At 43.8% G+C, this 16891-nt stretch carries 10 protein-coding genes and 3 pseudogenes; 5 read left to right on the top strand and 8 right to left on the bottom strand.

The window, feature by feature from the left end; translation table 11 throughout:
• Positions 1-17 precede the first annotated feature (17 nt).
• Together mngB and J4N39_RS21725 are read right to left on the bottom strand one after the other, a co-directional pair.
• Positions 18-2657 (bottom strand): mannosylglycerate hydrolase, encoded by a 2640-nt coding sequence (gene mngB / locus J4N39_RS21730; RefSeq protein ID WP_252024883.1) that lies wholly within the window; start codon positions 2655-2657, stop codon positions 18-20.
• A gap of 158 nt (positions 2658-2815) precedes the next feature.
• A pseudogene (locus tag J4N39_RS21725) lies at positions 2816-3316 on the bottom strand (fructose PTS transporter subunit IIA); the annotation flags it as partial.
• A 749-nt stretch (positions 3317-4065) separates the two neighbouring features.
• Between J4N39_RS21725 and J4N39_RS21720 the strand changes: the two are divergent.
• The 3 genes from J4N39_RS21720 to J4N39_RS21710 all read left to right on the top strand — a co-directional run bounded on the left by J4N39_RS21720 (position 4066) and on the right by J4N39_RS21710 (position 9341).
• Positions 4066-5682, top strand: coding sequence for a PTS fructose transporter subunit IIC (locus J4N39_RS21720; protein ID WP_252024881.1), 1617 nt, complete (start codon positions 4066-4068; stop codon positions 5680-5682).
• Between the two features lie 267 nt (positions 5683-5949).
• Positions 5950-6669 (top strand): GntR family transcriptional regulator, encoded by a 720-nt coding sequence (locus J4N39_RS21715; protein ID WP_252024879.1) that lies wholly within the window; start codon positions 5950-5952, stop codon positions 6667-6669.
• A 212-nt stretch (positions 6670-6881) separates the two neighbouring features.
• Positions 6882-9341, top strand: a complete 2460-nt coding sequence (locus J4N39_RS21710; RefSeq protein ID WP_252024877.1) for a glycoside hydrolase family 31 protein — start codon at positions 6882-6884, stop codon at positions 9339-9341.
• Between the two features lie 57 nt (positions 9342-9398).
• Here the strand turns inward: J4N39_RS21710 and J4N39_RS21705 are convergent, their stop codons facing one another.
• On the bottom strand, positions 9399-9884 hold the full coding sequence (locus tag J4N39_RS21705; RefSeq protein WP_252024875.1) for a VOC family protein: 486 nt from the start codon (positions 9882-9884) through the stop codon (positions 9399-9401).
• Between the two features lie 375 nt (positions 9885-10259).
• On the opposite strand from J4N39_RS21705, the gene J4N39_RS21700 reads away from it, so the two are divergent.
• The gene (locus J4N39_RS21700) at positions 10260-10769 is read left to right on the top strand and encodes an RNA methyltransferase (RefSeq protein ID WP_252024873.1); all 510 of its coding nucleotides are present in this window, start codon (positions 10260-10262) and stop codon (positions 10767-10769) included.
• A 206-nt stretch (positions 10770-10975) separates the two neighbouring features.
• Here the strand turns inward: J4N39_RS21700 and J4N39_RS21695 are convergent, their stop codons facing one another.
• The 5 genes and pseudogenes from J4N39_RS21695 to J4N39_RS21675 form a co-directional block, all read right to left on the bottom strand.
• The gene (locus J4N39_RS21695; protein WP_252024871.1) at positions 10976-11635 is read right to left on the bottom strand and encodes a DUF3626 domain-containing protein; all 660 of its coding nucleotides are present in this window, start codon (positions 11633-11635) and stop codon (positions 10976-10978) included.
• A gap of 107 nt (positions 11636-11742) precedes the next feature.
• Positions 11743-13116, bottom strand: coding sequence for an EAL domain-containing protein (locus J4N39_RS21690; protein ID WP_252024869.1), 1374 nt, complete (start codon positions 13114-13116; stop codon positions 11743-11745).
• A 262-nt stretch (positions 13117-13378) separates the two neighbouring features.
• Positions 13379-13638, bottom strand: a pseudogene (locus J4N39_RS21685) (transposase); the annotation flags it as partial.
• Positions 13639-13749: 111 nt separating this feature from the next.
• Positions 13750-14541, bottom strand: a complete 792-nt coding sequence (locus tag J4N39_RS21680) for a hypothetical protein (RefSeq protein WP_252024867.1) — start codon at positions 14539-14541, stop codon at positions 13750-13752.
• 98 nt (positions 14542-14639) lie between these two features.
• The gene (locus J4N39_RS21675; RefSeq protein ID WP_252024865.1) at positions 14640-15698 is read right to left on the bottom strand and encodes a DUF1214 domain-containing protein; all 1059 of its coding nucleotides are present in this window, start codon (positions 15696-15698) and stop codon (positions 14640-14642) included.
• A 504-nt stretch (positions 15699-16202) separates the two neighbouring features.
• Here J4N39_RS21675 and J4N39_RS21670 point away from each other — a divergent pair.
• Positions 16203-16836, top strand: a pseudogene (locus J4N39_RS21670) (transposase); the annotation flags it as partial.
• Positions 16837-16891: the final 55 nt, after the last annotated feature.

Genomic DNA, 16891 nt, shown 5'->3' with positions numbered 1-16891 from the left:
GGAGTTTTCAGGTTAAATTAAAATTTCACTTGGAATGTTTTCGCTTGGCAGGCTTTAAGCTGACCGAAGCTCTGGGTTTCGACGTCACTGTCACGTACTCGTTCATCCAAGCTGGTTTCCTGCCATGAGATCACTTGTGTTGAGAAACGAACCTTGTCTTGAATCTCACCAGCCTCAGCCGGGTTGTAGACTCGCAGAATGAGTGCATCATCATTTTCTGCTTTCTTGAGTACACTCAATACTGCACCGCTTTGCGCTTTTTCCAACAGTGAGTAGGTCAGTGGTTGGTTTTGCTCGCCAACGTTGAGCTTCATTGCGTTGTATGGGATCTTGTTGTAGCACTCGATCGGAGTGACATAGTCACGAGCTTTGGCCATCACATTTGCGTCGATGTGATTGCCTGCGAAACCGAGTAAGCTAAATTCGCATACCAACTTGCCGCGGGTTTGTGAGTCTGGCGTAGGGATCTTGATGCCTGAAGGACGCCCCGGACGCAGTAGCAGCTCTTCTTTACCCAATACACCGACACCGCGAAGCAGGGTCAGAGCAAAGGTATCTCGTGCTTGATTGCCTTGACTCGAGATCACTTCAAACTCACGCAGTCCGTTGGTCATGAGAGCCATGCCCCCAGTCGCATTCTCAACAGCGGCAAAGTTCATTAACTGGTACACAGGTACAGGGGCTTCTTTCCAGCCTTCTTGTTCCCATACTGCCATTGCAGGGTCGTTGGTTGGGCGAGTGATAAGACCAAACTGGTTGTCCGCAACGACGTGCTCAGAGACAAATGGCGTTGGAATGAGCACACGCACACGGTGATCGTCAGCTTGGTTATCTAGCTCGATACGTACTTCAATGCGCTGAGAACCCGCTTTTAGTACTACCTGACAATCGACATCAACAAAGCCATTTTGGCCAGTGCGTTCTTCACGCTCTTGCAGGTTTGCAGGTACATCCATGCGCAGCTTGATGTTGGCAACAGATTGGAAACCTTCATGTTTGATTTCGGTTTGTGCCATAAATTCATCGGAGTACAACAACCATTCTTGGCGTGACGGAGAGTAGTCATACTCATCGCCATCGTCTGAGCCATCTTCAATGCGAAGTACTTGGTCGTAGCTCATCTGGGTCTGTTTATCGAAGATGGTGAGCGTACCGTTGTCATTCACCTTGATGCGGTAATATTCGTTTTCCAGCAAATGCTCTTTTTGCTCTGCAATTTTCAAGCTGCCTTTCTCATTCCCTTGCAGATGCAAGGTGGTAAAGCCCATCGCAGGAACGGATTGTTTTATTTGAATATCGTATTCAATGAACGGGTCATAGTTGCCGTAATGCACGATCTGGCGGTCGATTTTACCGGGATCAATCACTCGTTGATCTTGAATGTAGTACTCAACTGGATTGCCATTGTCGTCAAACAAGTTAAATTGTTCGGCACGAATGGTCACAGTCGTGTTGATCACCTCTTCACGTTCGTATGGAGAAAGGTTGAAGAACGCAAGCTTATCGCAGCCTTCGTGCGCTGGCATGTGGTCAACGATCTTACGTTTATAGAAGGTGATCAGGTTACTCGCCATGTCATCGGCCAAGATATAGCGGTTTAGGATTTCAGCGTGAACCTTATCTGAGCAGCAGCAGCCAATCGAATCGTGGGCATGGTTTTTCATGCTCTCTTTCCACATTTTTTCAATCAAGCCGTGGTGGTATTCAAAGCCCAATGACCATGCGATAGAGGCTAATGGTTCTAGAATATTGACGATCTTATTCTCGACATGTGCGTGGATAAGTTTGATGTCCATGCGAGTCGAAGAGATGGTGCGGTGAACACGCATATACTTGCCGTCGTTAAACTCACCTTTGATAGTATCGAGTTGATCTCGCTCTTGTTCGATGCGGTCAAAAACCTCTTCAAAGCGACTCATGACAAATTCTCGCTCCGGGTAAACCTCTCGCAGTTTATCCATTACCTCAAAGATGTCTTTTTGGATCGGCATTTGGTCGTGGCCATTTGGCAGCAAAATGTCTTTGGTCACCGATGGTTTTTCTAGTACTGGGAAGTATTTGTCTAAACGAGCACGCAGTCCCTCTTCATCTTGAGGAAGGTATTTACCTATCGCATAACCCAGAGGCAGGACTTGGGCTGCCACTTCTGAACCATCGTTTGATTGCCACAAGAACTCAGTTTTGTCAGTGCCATGTCGTTCAGAACAGCCACGCCAGAACATCGCAGTGGTGATATCAAAGCCGTTGTAAATCATTGGCAATTGTGAGCTCATCGAGAACGAATCTGGCAAGTAGCCGATTTTCATTGGTTCACCCAGAGCTAGACAATCTTTGAGTCCGTAGAGCATGTTGCGCACGATGGATTCACCCGCAACTTGCATGGTGTCGGTTTGAGAATACCAAGGCCCAACAATCAATTTGCCAGCCTGCACCAGCTCACGTACACGCTGCTCGTTTTCTGGTTTGATGGCAAAATAATCTTCTAAAACAGCGGTTTGCCCATCTAGAACGTAGTGTTTGTATTCAGGGTCGCTCTCAAGTCGCTGCATGATTTCTTCCATATTGTTGACAAGAAGAATGCGCGACTCTTCGGTGGTGAAGTACCACTCTCGGTCCCAATGCATGTGTGGGGTGATATGAACGCGTGATTTAGTCATTATTTTTACCTTTAATACCGCTCGTAAAGACGACTGGGCAGTGATTTTCTTGGGGTCTTGGCTTGAATGCGATGTCGCTGAGTTTAGCGACCGAACAGTTTGGACACAGATGCACCGATGGCACCTAAAAAGCCAGATTCAGCTTCGCTCTTACGCTCTACAACAGGCTCTGGTGCGATAACCTCGGGCTCTTTGGTCTCTGGTTCGTCCTCGCCAAGCAGCGCCATGATTTGTTCTACGGTTTGTGCCTTTAATACCGCTTCGCGAATGTCGTCATCCACTAAAGTGCTGGTAAGCTCGGTGAGAAGCTGCATGTGAGTTGAACCCGCTTCAGCATTAGGAATAGCGATAAGGAAGATGAGGTTGACGTCTTCGTCTTCATCTAAGCCTTTCCATTTAAGATCTTGTTTTAGCGTCGCAACGGCGAAAGCGGCTTCTTTTACGGCATCGGTTTTACCGTGTGGAACGGCTAGGCCTTCACCTAAAGCAGTAGGACCTTCCTCCTCACGAGCATAAACTGCTTGCAGATATTCGGTCTTGTCGAACAATTTACCTTGTTGATCAAGTTGCTCAGCCAGTGCCTCAATCGCAGCGTTACGGCTCTCAAACGTAGTTTGCAGGTTAATCAGTGCTGGGTTGGTAAGTGATGTTAGGTTCATAACTTTATCCCTTTATTCCGTGTTTGGCAGTCTTGTCTGCCCTGTGATGAGAAAATAATACCAATTAAATACAAATAATCCGTGATCGACATCTCATTTAGCTGCTGAATGGTAATTATGTATTCTAGTTGTATCTATTCAATCAGTCTTCAAGCTGGGCCTGATCACTGTGTTTGCATCTAAAAGATAGTCGTTAAGTGAGTCTTGCTGAGGACTTAGTCCGAGGATTGTAGTTCAATTCGCAAATTAATTAGCTTGCCTGACGGGCGCTTGTTAGGTTTGCTATGCTTATGTAAGGCTTTATGGTCAATGCTGGATAAGTGTAAGTGTTTGATATTTAATGGTCCGGTCTGATTATTAAGGTGATGGCTAAGGTTTGTCTTAGAGTAGTATCGCTCGCTGAGTTACAAACTTTACGAAAACTGTTGCGGTATTTTCAGGCGAGTCATGAAGCACGAATAGCACTGCCAAAGAGACTGTTTGTATAATTTTTAGTCATAAATTACAGTGCGTTACATAGGGTTTCTCAGTGGGGCTTCTCTGAACTTACTCAGGATTGGACACTGTTTTGCGTCAAATATTGTTGTGTTGTATCTAATATGTCTTCCATAAAAATAGAACCAATTAGATACAAATTAACTCAAATGTGAGTGGGGTCACGGATGGATGGTACAAATTGGTAAACAATATATTCATCAATTGAATCATTGATTGCTTAATTGAATTAGACGTGACGCAAGGGACATAAAATGAAAATTTTAGCGATAACAGCATGTACCGCCGGTGTAGCCCACACCTATATGGCGGCAAAGAACTTAGAGAAAAAGGCAGCCGCTCGGGGCTGGCAAATCAAAGTTGAAAAACAAGGTGCGAATGGTCTGGACGGAAAGCTGACAGCACAAGACGTGGCTGAAGCCGATGGCATTATCTTCGCCACCGATGTAGGTGTTATTGAAGCAGAACGCTTTGATGGCTTACTGTCGGTGCAAGGCAAAGTGAAAGATGGCATCAAAAACGCAGATGATATGCTTGATGCGCTTGAGCAGAAAGTGAAAGCGGGTGGATCGTCTGCAAAAGCTGCTCCTGCTGCGAATCAATTTACTCAGGCGGAAGAGAGCAACGATAATATGATCGTGAGCTTCTTGAAGCTTTGGTATAAAGGTGCACTGTCAGGCGTATCTCACATCATTCCTCTTGTAATTATCGGTGGTCTTTGTGTAGGTCTACTTAACCTATTCTTCGGCTACGATTACACCCACCTTTATGATGAAGCGATACTTGTAGAATACACAGGCAAAACCTATGCAGATCTAGGCATCGTCAATGCTGCTGAGGGCCTCGCCAACAGTGAAATCGGTGCGATTAAGAAAGAAGTCTACGCTGCCATTGCCCAACCTGAGTTGAAAGCGCAGTTTGAATCTTCATTCCAAGGCATTATCCACTTCCTTTATTACAGTACGCTTAAAGCATTTAACCCATTGCTGATCTGTGTGCTAGCGGCATTTACCGCTTACGGCATGGTAGGTAAACCTGGCCTAGCCCCTGGATTTGTAGGTGGTTTCGTCGCTGTTGGTGGTGGTTTTGGTAAGATCTCTGTCGTTACTGGTGGCTTCCTTGGTGGTTTGGTTGCCGGTGCCGCAGCAGCCTTGTTTGTTATGCTGGTTCGTCAGATAAAAGTACCTCAAGTGCTAGAGTCAGTGAAGATGATCATCATTACCCCACTATTGGCAGGTATTGCGACACTTATCTTCATGTACGCAGGTCCAGGTAAGTTCTTCGCTATGTTGAATAGCAGCTTGGTTGATTGGCTGACCTCAATGGGTACAAGTAACCTATTGATCCTTGGCTTTATCCTTGGTGCGATGGCGTGTTTCGATATGGGTGGTCCAGTAAACAAAGCAGCCTACCTGTTCTGTATCGGTGTTGGTACGAGTGGTGATTTTGCTGGCGATGCGTCTATCTTCTACGCAGCCTTTACTGCGGCAAAATGTATTCCGGGTATGTCGCTTGGCATTATGTCGGTGGTCTTTAAGCGCTTCTTTGATGAAGAAGACCGTTTGGCCGGCCCTTCAACCGCTATCTTAGGTTTCTGTGGTATTACTGAAGGTGCGATTCCTTACGCAGTTAAAGATCCAATGCGCATCATCCCAGCACACATGATTGGTGGTGGTGTGGCAGCAGCTTTGATACTGTCTTCAAAAATCACAATTGGTACCGTTGCAGGTGGCGCAGTATTCATGTTGCCAGTGATTGGTGACCCAGCAGCATGGTTAGCTTACTTCCTAATTGGTGTTGGCGTTTCAATGGCAATCACAATTGGCCTTAAAGTGATGGGCAGCGGTAGTAAAAAGTTGGCAAAAGCCTAATAGAAACAGGATGCTAATCCGCTAAGGTTTTATAAGGAGCTTGGCTCTAGGTGACCTCACCTAGAGCCTTTTTTGTTTGAAGGATTTGTAACCCATTTAGTTGCACTGTATATGTATTATGTGATTTGTATTAACTGTCCGACTTGTAATTGCTGTTGTAATACATATCATAGTGAGTACGAACACCATAAAGACAGCAGTTGCCAAGTAATTAGCTAGACTTGATGGTTTTCTCACCATCAACATTTGTATTGTCTTGAGGGCTTTATGGCAAGATTACCCCTGTATCGCAAAATCGCTGATGCTATTCGCGAACAAATTAGCACTGGTGTTTACAAGGTGGGCGAAGCACTGCCAACCGAGGCACAGTTGCGAGAAGAGTTCTCGGTAAGCCGAGTGACTGTTCGTCAAGCTCTTAAACTTCTGATCGAGAATGAAGAGCTAGAGAGCATTCAAGGCAGTGGCACTTACGTAAAAGAGAACAAGGTTAACTACGATATCTATCGTCAAAGTAGCTTTGCGGAGAAATGGGCTCACCTTGATGGAGTGACTCATAGCGACGTTCTGGCATTTGAAATCCAAACAGCATCGCTCACCATGGCGGAGCATCTTGATATCTCGGAAGGTGACAAAATCTTCTATGTGAAGCGAGTACGATTTCTTGATGAAAATCCAATCACGGTTGAAGAGACTTGGATGCCAACCGATATGTTCCCTGACCTGACGTATCAAGTGATGCAGGGTTCTAAGTACGAATTTATCGAGAAGCAAAAAGGCATGGTGATTGACCGCAGTGAACAAGAGATCATCCCAGTGCTACCACCGCAAGATATCGCCGAACTGCTCGATATTGACCCAGCGGTACCTATCATTGAAAAACGCACCCGAGGCTACTTGGCCGATGACACTGTGTTCGAGTACAGCCGAAACTTATTTAAGTCGAGTGACTATAAGTTCACCTTGATAGCAAAGCGCACTCGCTCTTAGTTTGGGATATACGAAAAGGACTGGAAACGATCAGTCCTTTTTAATATGGCGAGTTGACTTTTTGAGGGCAATTCTCCAGCTTATTTGGCTGCCTACCGTATACTACTCTTCAATGTGTCCTTACCACCGAATAGTGAATTCATTTTTACGCCATTATCCTCTACTGGCTTCCAATGTAGGATGGGTTAATCATTGTAAACAAAGGATTTGCTATGAAGCGCCCAGACCGTATTGAACGAATATCCATTGACTCTCAAGGTTTGTTGCTGAGACTGGATATTGGAGAGATGAGAGTATCACCCCTGCGAGAAGGCACTTTACGGGTGTCGCTGCGATTTGGTGACGAACAGCGCCTAGATTACTTTGCTCCGCAAGCTGAGACTGACTATTTGTCATCTGTTATCACTGCGTGGTCAGCAGTAGTATCTCAATTAGGATCAGATCCCCAAGTCGTTGAACTGGGATTTGGCGACTATCAACTCATTATTCATCAGTCACCTTTCTATCTTGAAATTTCACACCTAGACCAAGTCATTTATCAAGATTTGCCAAGACGAGCCTACCTTGAAGACAATAACTCAAGACGCTGGCACTACCATCAGCGTGAAGACCAAGACTGCTATTACGGTCTAGGTGAGAAAACTGGCCGATTGGAACGCAGCAGTCGCCGCTTTCGAATGAATAATGTCGATGCGGTTGGCTATGATGCTGAGTGCAGTGATCCACTATACAAACACATCCCTTTTTTGGTTCGCTACCGTCCAAGCGATGATCACCTGATTGGCCTGTATTACCACAACGCCCATAACTGTGAATTTGATATTGGCAGTGAACGCAGTGGATATTGGGGGGCTTATGCCAGTTATTGTGTCGATGGTGGCCAGCTTGATTATGTGTTGATGCTTGGGAAAACGCCCCAGCAACTCATGAATCGTTATCTAGATATCACGGGTTTTTCTGCCCTGCCAACCAAAGCCTCGCTAGGATATTTGGGGTCGACCATGTATTACACCGAGCTTGAGCAGGGCGCAGACAATGCTGTGCTTGGGTTTGTAGATGAGTGCCAAAAGCAGTCGATTCCGCTAAGTGGTTTTCACCTATCTTCTGGCTACACCAAAGGTGAAGATGGTAAGCGATACACATTTCAATGGAACCAAGCCTCGTTTCCAAACCCAGATAACTTTGTCGCCCAAATGGCACATAAAGGCATGGTGTTGTCACCGAATGTCAAACCTGGTCTGCTGACGACCCATCCATTATGGAATGAGTTCGACCAAGCGGGGGCTTTTATTCGAACCCCTGATGGTAGGCACTCTAAAGTTGAGCGTTTTTGGGGAGGAGATGCATCGTTCGTTGATTTTACCAACCCCGACGCTAGAGCCCTATGGAGCAAGTACCTTCACTCTGCGTTGATTGATAAAGGGGTATTGTCTATCTGGAACGATAACAACGAGTTTGAGATGGATGGCGATGCGATATGTTTTGGGGATGGAAACGAGCAGCACGCCGATGCTCTGAAACCTGTGCTTAGTAATTTGATGGCTAAAACCGCTTACGATGCCGTGTTACAAGAAGATCTGCCATTAGTTAAAGGGCAGCCTCGCCCTTTTATCCTCAGCAGAGCGGGATTTGCGGGCATTCAACGTTATGCGCAAACTTGGTCAGGAGACAATGACAGCAGTTGGAAGTGCTTTCGCTACAACATTGCTACTATGCTAGGCATGAGTTGGTCTGGCGTGGCTTTTAACGGCATGGATATCGGAGGCTTTACCGGTGATGCGCCGTCGCCTGAGCTTTTGCTGCGCTGGATTCAAAATGGCGTGTTTCATCCACGTTTCTGCATCCACTCAGTCAACAGTGACAATACTGTAACTGAACCTTGGATCTATCCAAGTATTTTGCCTCAGGTACGTCAAGCGATGCAGCTGCGACGTCAACTATTGCCAACCTTGTATAGCATCGCACATCAAGTGGCGACCCAAGGAAAACCCATGGTTGTGCCATTGAGTTTCTTTGATGTTCAAGATGTAAATAGCCGAGAGGTTGATACCACTTTCATGCTTGGTGACTCGCTGTTCTGTGTTGCAGTGACAGAGCCAGAGGTTGCGCAAATGGAGGTCTACTTCCCTCAAGGTGTGTGGATTGACTGGTATAGCGGTGAGCGATTGATTGGTGGGCAGTGCCATACCCTTGATATTCAATGGGACTACAGTCCGTTATACCTTCGAGCAGGTAGTGGTATTTTCCTAGAGCCAGTAGCAGATAAACTACAAATGACTCTCGCGGTCTGGCAGTCAGGTCAAGCCAGTTTCTATGATGATGATGGCAAGAGCATGGATTATGTCTTGGGTGAGTCTCTTGAAAGCCAAATTGTTTGGCAAACGGGTTCAGAATCCACCCAAATGAGTATCGTACACGCTGGTGAATATCGCCCAGAGTATGCGCATGTTGAATTGATACTAATGGTAGACGGCGTGTGTCCAAGGCAAGTTGTGGTGAATGATAAAGTGATAGAGCAAGCAGCGTATGCTGATCAGCAATCGAAAACTTGTTGGTACTTTGATGTTGAGACGAAGCAAGTACACCTAGAGTTTGGTGATGAGTTTTGGCAATCTGATCTAAAGATTGCGTTAAATTTCTCTCAGTCGATGGTGATATCTATGGACGACTAAGCATTGTTTGCGAGTTCACAAACGTAAAAAGGGTGGCATTACAGCCACCCTTTTCCATTATTCGTAATCTGAAGCGTAAGTCTCTTCGTAAGTGTGAGAGTACAGCTCAAATAGGTTGCCAAACGGGTCTTCTAGGTACACCATTTTTGCAGGCTTGCTGTCGTCTTCTGGGTGGTAACGGTGAACATCCATGCGTACCTTGCCACCAAATTTTTCTACTTTTTCCATCACACCTTCAAAGTCATCTGTTTGCAGACAGAAGTGGAAGATACCTAGACGAGAAAAGTCGACTTCGTGGCGCTCTTGACGCTCTTTCATTTCAAACAGTTCAACACCAATACCGTCAGTAGTCACTAGGTGAGCGATGTTAAACCCTTTAAAGCCTTCACCAAATACAGCGATACACATGCGACCGATCGCTGATTCGCGCTCTTCGATAACTGGTGTGTTGTTCATTACAATTCTTAGACCCAGAGCTTGAGTGTAAAACTCAACCGCTTTGTCCATGTCACCAACCATAATACCTACGTGATTCATTTTCATAATTCTGCTCCTAACGATGATTTTGTTGTGCTGTTTCGTTTCGATGTGGAGAAGTATAGGGTTGTTGATTAATAAATTTAAATTATTAAAAATTATATTTTTGATAATTTAAACTAATAATTATCTTGGGGAAAGGGGGAAAGGGGGAAAGGGGGAAAGGGGGAAAGGGGGAAAGGTGATATTACGCAATAGGAGGCTGAGCGTGATCAGTTCTCACAGTCTATACACTTTGTGAGGTAATTCATTGCAGGACAAACACGAGTTATGAATGCCTCCAATTATCTAGTAGTGGCATCTCTGTCGTGATAAGTCCATAATCTACCGCCCTATCAGCTTTAGGCTCTATTTTTATTTCAACATAGGTATTTTTAAGTAATGACAACGCAAGCAACCGTCGCCATTGGGCTTCATAACCCTAAAAACCCTACTAACGTTGGAGCTGTCATGCGTGCAGCTGGCTGCTACGGTGCTACTCAAGTACGCTACAACGGCAACCGCTATAACCGTGCCGTTGCACTGCAAGCGGATACCAAGAAAATGCATCAACGTATTGGACTGGTTGAGATGGAAGATCTCACTGCAGAATTGCCATCCGATGTAGAGGTTGTGTGTGTGGAATTAGTTGTAGGCGCTACGTCATTGCCACATTTCGAACACCCGAAAAATGCCATTTATATACTCGGCCCTGAAGATAGTTCATTACCTCAAGAGGTTGTCGATAAAGCCGATCACGTGGTGTATATACCAACCAATGGCTGTATGAACCTTGCCGCCACCATCAATGTTGTCTTGTATGACCGCTTAGCTAAATCTGTGGGTGAGATTGATGATCAAGCGCATGTTCTGGCTAACCGAGATAATAAGAATAGGCTGAAAGTTAAGTAACCAACTGCATAAGTATTGGGTTAATTGAGTAGATTGAGGATTTTCTCACAGTGCTTTGAAAATTAGGCATGACTTGATTGAAATGTGTTTTGGGCAAAGACGCGTTTGTTGAGAAAGGTGCTAACACGTTTTTGGACAAAAACGTATTAGTGCTAAAACTTTACAACGGCACTTTTTGCCAAATTAAACTAATGCGAAAAGCTAATTTATATAGAAAGAAGAAAACTATCGCTTTCGGCCAAATCTAGCCAAGTAGTGCCGGATTTTTTGATATCTTGTTCTTTATAGCCATGCTCAGTTGAAGCTAACCCTAGTAACTTGACATTTAGTATACCATTGGGTGCAAGCTCTCTAGCCAAATCAACAAATGACTGACCTCGATAGTCTGGGTAACGGCTCATTTCTTCTACTGGTAATTCAAAACCGCAGTACCACTCCAAAGTAATCCCCAACTCTAAAGCTTGCTCGTGAATTTCGCTGCCTTTATATATGGGATCTAACACGACACTCTCAATGTCATCTCGTATAGATATAACTCCGTGGATATGGGCTTCAATGCAATCATCTAACAAGTCCGGACGTGAGGATTTAGCTTTGCTTATTAACGATTCTAGACGATTTGAAACAGCAAAGTCCTGTAGTTCAAAGTAACTGTCTGGATAACAAAACGTTGTTCTCTCAAGTGTATGAGGTTTTAACTTAAAATATGAAGAACCAAAGCGAGGTGCCGCCCCAACGTCATAGTTTCGAAAATTCAGTGCCCCATATTTGGGGTGAAAATTGATTGTGACATGATGATTGACACAAATAGACTCTCCATCAGACTTGGTTTTCGCTATCGCCTTACGCACAGCGTTTACCGTCATTATGGTCCTTTTTGATTTGCTTGTGTTGGATGAAGAGCATAAGCTCTAGCCGTGGACAACAAACTTATCGGCTCGTATTTATACCTGTTCCTTTAGAACATCGATCATCAGTTAAAACAATGTGATAACTCATTAAGAGGTACAGGCTTACCAAATGTCCATCCCTGTCCTTGCTCTACACCCATTTCAAAGAGTGCCAAGTGTTGTGAGCGACTCTCAACACCCTCAGCTATCACCCTCATATCGATTTCTTTCGCTATCTTTACGATATGTGGTATCAGCAATGATTTAATAGAGTTCACATCAACATCATAGACAAAGCTTTTGTCTATTTTCAAATAATCTGCTGCCAAAGCCTCCAACTGACTTAAGTTCGCATATCCAGTTCCAAAATCATCAATCGCTATCATAAAGCCCTGACGTTTCAATTTTTTAATCTGTTGCTGAGCCGCCTCGTATGAAAATGACTCGTTTTCAATCACTTCCAACACCACCTTACCCGGAAATTCCTGCATTCCTTTTATATCGATCAATTCGGAAATGTCACCACTACTGATATCAGAAGGAAAAATATTGAATGTGACTTTGAAGTGGGAAGGAATATTGTCTATATTTGAAAGTTCTTCCAGTGCCTTTCCAACCATTTGTTGAGTAAACAACCAGCTGTTGCCTGAATCTAAAATTAAGGGGATAAACTGGTCAGGGAAGATATCTCCCGACTTATCAGACAAACGAGAAAGAACTTCTAATCCAACGATATCACCACTACTTAGGTCGACAATAGGTTGATAAACACAATGAAATGTATTGTGCTTGATAGCCAGCCTCACTCTGCGCTCTAAGGAATAAGCATGCTCTAACCGCTTTTTCACCTCAAAGAGTGCAAATATAGCTACCATAAGAGCAACGAAAGAAATTATCCCGGTCTCAACATATTTTGCGGTACTGTATAACCTGTCACCATGGTCACTAGCTGCGACCGCCGACTTTCTGTTTAACACCGATAACTGGTTTAATACAGAGGAATATGCGGTGTAATGTTGTAAAGACAACCCCAAATAAATTTCTGTTGCCGCTTTCTTCTTTAACTGTGCAGAAAGTGCCAGTAATGTTTCCTGCTCAGACAGGTAGTTTGTATAGTGTTGAATAAATTGACGAAACAGACTCTTTTCTAATTCGCTGCTAAGTAGCTTCTCATATAAAGCCAATTTACTTGCAACATCTGAGCGGTGCTTTTTAATTACTCTAAATTGCCGCTGAATCCGCTCTTGCTTGATAGACATGATGTGATTCGCTTCAGCATTTCTTAGGTCTGCCGTTAACGTATTGATTTGTTCTGTTAACTGTACCGATGGTAACCAGTTATCCACAATGACCGTCGACTGATCGTTTATTTCTTTAAGCACGGTCACAACTAAAATCGTCGCTAGTAGTAAGCCCGTTAGAAACACCAGCAAAGGGACCTTTTTAGCGATATTCACAGCTCTCTCCTGTAAATTGACATGTCGATATCTTTTGAGTTTATTTTCCCTAAAGGAGCAAGCAGATATACCCCACCAAGCATTAACAACATAAACAATATGAACTGTATTAACATGGCCATTATTTTTAAGAGCTTTTTTTCTATTTTCTTTATTAAGTTCATAGCCTTACCTTAAATGCATGGAGTCTCTGTGCGTTAAATTGAGTAATTCCTGATTTGATATGTGAAGAGTGGCCCCCAATCATTGAGGTCCACTTCTAGAGCTCGCACTGACGCTTTTCGGTAGTTGAGCAGATTTATCCAACGAACTCTTTTGCTGTGCTCGATCTGACGACCGAGCACTTTAGCCAAAGAATCATTTTTTATGGTCAACAGACTTCCAAAGACAAAAGATCATGGTTACATCGTCCAACAGCTCTTTCTTCCATGTTGAGATTTGGTTGGGGGACAGGTTGTACATCTAGGCTAACTCAGCGACAGTTTTATCACCTTTGGCGAGCTCCGATGCTACCTTGACTTTTAGCTAAGGAGAGTGCTATCTACCTTTTGGGATTCTATTAAAACAGGTCAATCACTTAACGTCATATTCCAAATTTTGGGGGACCAAATATCTACACTTTAGTTAGAGATACTAGAGTTGATAATTGAACTCGATGCGATGATCACCTTTGTCGAATGAGCCGCTTTTCTGATCAGAGTTGTTCCAGTTTGCGAAGTAACGGAAATTCAAACGTGGGTTCACTTGGTAAGAAGCAATGAACTCGTGGTTCAATACTGTATCATCGCCGAGGAAGTAGCTGTTTTTGAATGCGTCTGAACCAGACATTGTACCCATATACATTGGGTTATAGTTTAGCCAGATCTTGTCAGTAATCTCTAGCTTAGCGTACATGCCTGCGATGTAGAAAGTGCCGTGCATGTCGATACGATCACGAAGCTCAGCTTCACCGTGAGAGCCTTCCAGACTCAACTCTTCACCAACAGCAAAGCCAACACCCGCAAGTGGGAAAAATTGTACAGGACCAATTTTAGGCAGTGCTTGCATAAGCGAGTATGATGCAGTGCCTTGTTGGGCTTCTATGTTCCAATTAAGATCAACCTGACCACCACGCCCATTAGCCATATCAACACGGAAGTCACGGAAACGTAGCTCACTAACGCTATCAGTTGCGTCTTCAGACCAGCCGATTGCATCACCACCGATACCTTTAACTTCAATAGCACGCAGTGCCATCTGAGTTGGGTTGCCAGAATCGAATGCCTGAGTGTATTTCAGGTTAAGACCTTTGTCAGTATAACCAGCTCCTACAGAAGTAAACACAGCCATTGGGTCTGACATATCAGCCAATTCTTGTTTTTCTTCAGCGTATGTAGCGCCTGTCATAGTAGTCGCGACTAGTGATGCTAGGATCAGTTTTTTCATTATGGTTTACCTTTATCTTTTGTTTAGGCGCGTGAAGATAAAGGGTGCATATTGAACACCCTTAACAATCACACGAAATGATTACTTAGTTAAAATGATTACTTAACTTTCTCGATTAATGGCAGCACACGGTAGCCTTCTTCAGTCACTTTCTCAGTTGGCTGGTAGTGACGGAAAGCAGCGTTCCATTGACCTGTAGCGTTTTCTATTGGTAGGTTGTTGGTTTCACCTTCACAACCGAAGTGTACCGAGTAACTACCGTCTTCATTTGCGGGAGCAGATAGGCTGTTGATGTTAGCAGTGTCGCTGAACATGAAACCGTTGGCGTTATAGGCAGTCACAGACCAGAATGCTTTGTTCTCTGGGTCTTCAAAAGTTAGCTTGTAACAACCATCAGCAGGCATGTTCCCACCCACTTCATAGAAGTTATCTACAGATTGAGCGCCACCCCAACCGATAGCAGAAGCGGTTAGCCATGCTTCTTCGATGAATTTCTCAGCAGAAGCGTCCTCTGGGTTGTTGAAACCAGCACCGAAGAACTCAGCAGCACCAAACTCTTGAATGAACTTGCCACCATCTCGCTTAAGCGATGCTTCCATAGCATCAAAGCTTTCTTTGTTAACCGCAGTATCCCAAGAGAATGGAGTGTCATCGTTAGAATTGATGATCATTTGATCTTGGTACATCTTAGCTTCTTCTTCGGATAGCGTAGCGTCCATGCGAACGATGATGTAAACGTAATCGCCAGTGTGAGTAGTTAGCTCGAAAGTGCCACCACCGTAAACCATTTCTTGCGTGCGGTGATCTTCAGGAACGACTTGGAAAGAAAGGTACTTACCTTCTGGTAACTCCGGCATAGTAAGGGTTGCACCTTTACCTACGTTAGCTACACCTAGCGAGTAGTAAACATCACGGTTCATACGAACAACTGGTTGGTCATCAGTAGGAGTTAGTGTGCGGTTATGTACGAAGTTGTTAACACCTACAGCTGATTGACGGTTAAGCATTTGCTTAGCAGTCTCAAACATTGGGAATTCAGAACGCTCAACAACAACACCATCTGCTGCAAAGAAGTCATTGATGTCAGTGATAGGCTCAGCAGCAACAGAACCGAACGAAACAGCAGCAATAACAGTAGCAATAGTTGATTTTTTCATTGTTACACCTAAAAATTATTTGGTAAAAATATACGGAATACAGCTCTAAATTAATTACATTAGCTAACCAAGCTATAAAGACGTGTTTTCTGGCATCCTTACCAACCTAAATTAAAACATGAATTCTGGCGCTTGTATTTGTCCGTTACAGAATATAAAACACGATCATGAATAGTTTGTTTTCCTCAACTAAGTTTATTTCACCGTCCTCTTAATTAAAAAGAGGAATGACTAATAAACTTGTAATTTTAGCAATGCTTTAAGAGCGATTGAATTGTAATCAACCCTGTGCTTACTATGCTATGAAATTAAAACTTGCATTTTATGCAAGTTTTCATATGTCATTGTTTTTAAATGCTTTTATGTTTTATACAAAAAAAGAAACCACCATTAATTACTAGTAATATTGACCTTTCTCCTTAAATTAGCACCATAACTTTGATAAGTTTTCTAATACAATGGAATCAACGGAGATCTCAAAAAAAATGGTAAACGGAAAAACAAATCATTAAGCTTATTAAGCAGCACGAGGCTAGCGCCAAGGTAAACAACATTTTTCGTGACATGAGTATTTAATGCGGCACGTTCTACAACTGGCGAAGAAAATATGCAGGGCTGGAAGTGAATGAATCAATACAACTAAAAGAACAAGAGTCTGAGAATAACAAACTCAAGAAACTGCTCGCTGAGAAGTTGCTCGAAGTTAAAGCGATGAAAGACGTTGTCTCAAAAAAGTGGTAACGCTATCTTCTCGAAAACTCATAGTCCACTATCTCATCGATACTCATTAATTGAGTAAAAGAGTGATCTGTAAGTTGCGTGTATGAGTCGAGCAGCGTTTCGATATCACGCTAAGACCCCAGCTAACAATGGTGTTCGAGAGTGTTTGAAAGAGCTAGCGGCACAATACTCTCGTTGCGGCTACCTGATACTCCATGGTTTACTAAAGGCTGACAGCTTGGTTGTGAATAAGATTCGCACCTATCGTCTATACACGGATAAAGGTCTGTAAGTCAGAACCAAAAAACGAAAAAAGCTACACCGTCCTCGATTGGTCATGGATCTCTCGACTCGATCTAATCAACGATGGTCGATAGATTTTGTGTCTGATCGGCTGAGTATCGGAAGATGTTTTCGCGGATAACTTGCGAGTTGTATCAATCAGTGGCCAGCAAGTTCTTAATTTAGGCCCT

Source organism: Vibrio sp. SCSIO 43136 (assembly GCF_023716565.1).
Lineage (GTDB): Bacteria > Pseudomonadota > Gammaproteobacteria > Enterobacterales > Vibrionaceae > Vibrio.
Note: the sequence above shows the minus strand (reverse complement) of the source record. Positions and strands in the feature narration are given on the sequence as shown.

What these genes read in the sequence shown, in the direction of transcription:
- J4N39_RS21695 (WP_252024871.1), bottom strand. Translation starts at nt 11,635, where the DNA reads ATGACGGTAAACGCTGTGCGTAAGGCGATAGCGAAAACCAAGTCTGAT.
- J4N39_RS21680 (WP_252024867.1), bottom strand. Translation starts at nt 14,541, where the DNA reads ATGAAAAAACTGATCCTAGCATCACTAGTCGCGACTACTATGACAGGC.
- mngB (WP_252024883.1), bottom strand. Translation starts at nt 2,657, where the DNA reads ATGACTAAATCACGCGTTCATATCACCCCACACATGCATTGGGACCGA.
- J4N39_RS21710 (WP_252024877.1), top strand. Translation starts at nt 6,882, where the DNA reads ATGAAGCGCCCAGACCGTATTGAACGAATATCCATTGACTCTCAAGGT.
- J4N39_RS21675 (WP_252024865.1), bottom strand. Translation starts at nt 15,698, where the DNA reads ATGAAAAAATCAACTATTGCTACTGTTATTGCTGCTGTTTCGTTCGGT.
- J4N39_RS21720 (WP_252024881.1), top strand. Translation starts at nt 4,066, where the DNA reads ATGAAAATTTTAGCGATAACAGCATGTACCGCCGGTGTAGCCCACACC.
- J4N39_RS21705 (WP_252024875.1), bottom strand. Translation starts at nt 9,884, where the DNA reads ATGAAAATGAATCACGTAGGTATTATGGTTGGTGACATGGACAAAGCG.
- J4N39_RS21715 (WP_252024879.1), top strand. Translation starts at nt 5,950, where the DNA reads ATGGCAAGATTACCCCTGTATCGCAAAATCGCTGATGCTATTCGCGAA.
- J4N39_RS21700 (WP_252024873.1), top strand. Translation starts at nt 10,260, where the DNA reads ATGACAACGCAAGCAACCGTCGCCATTGGGCTTCATAACCCTAAAAAC.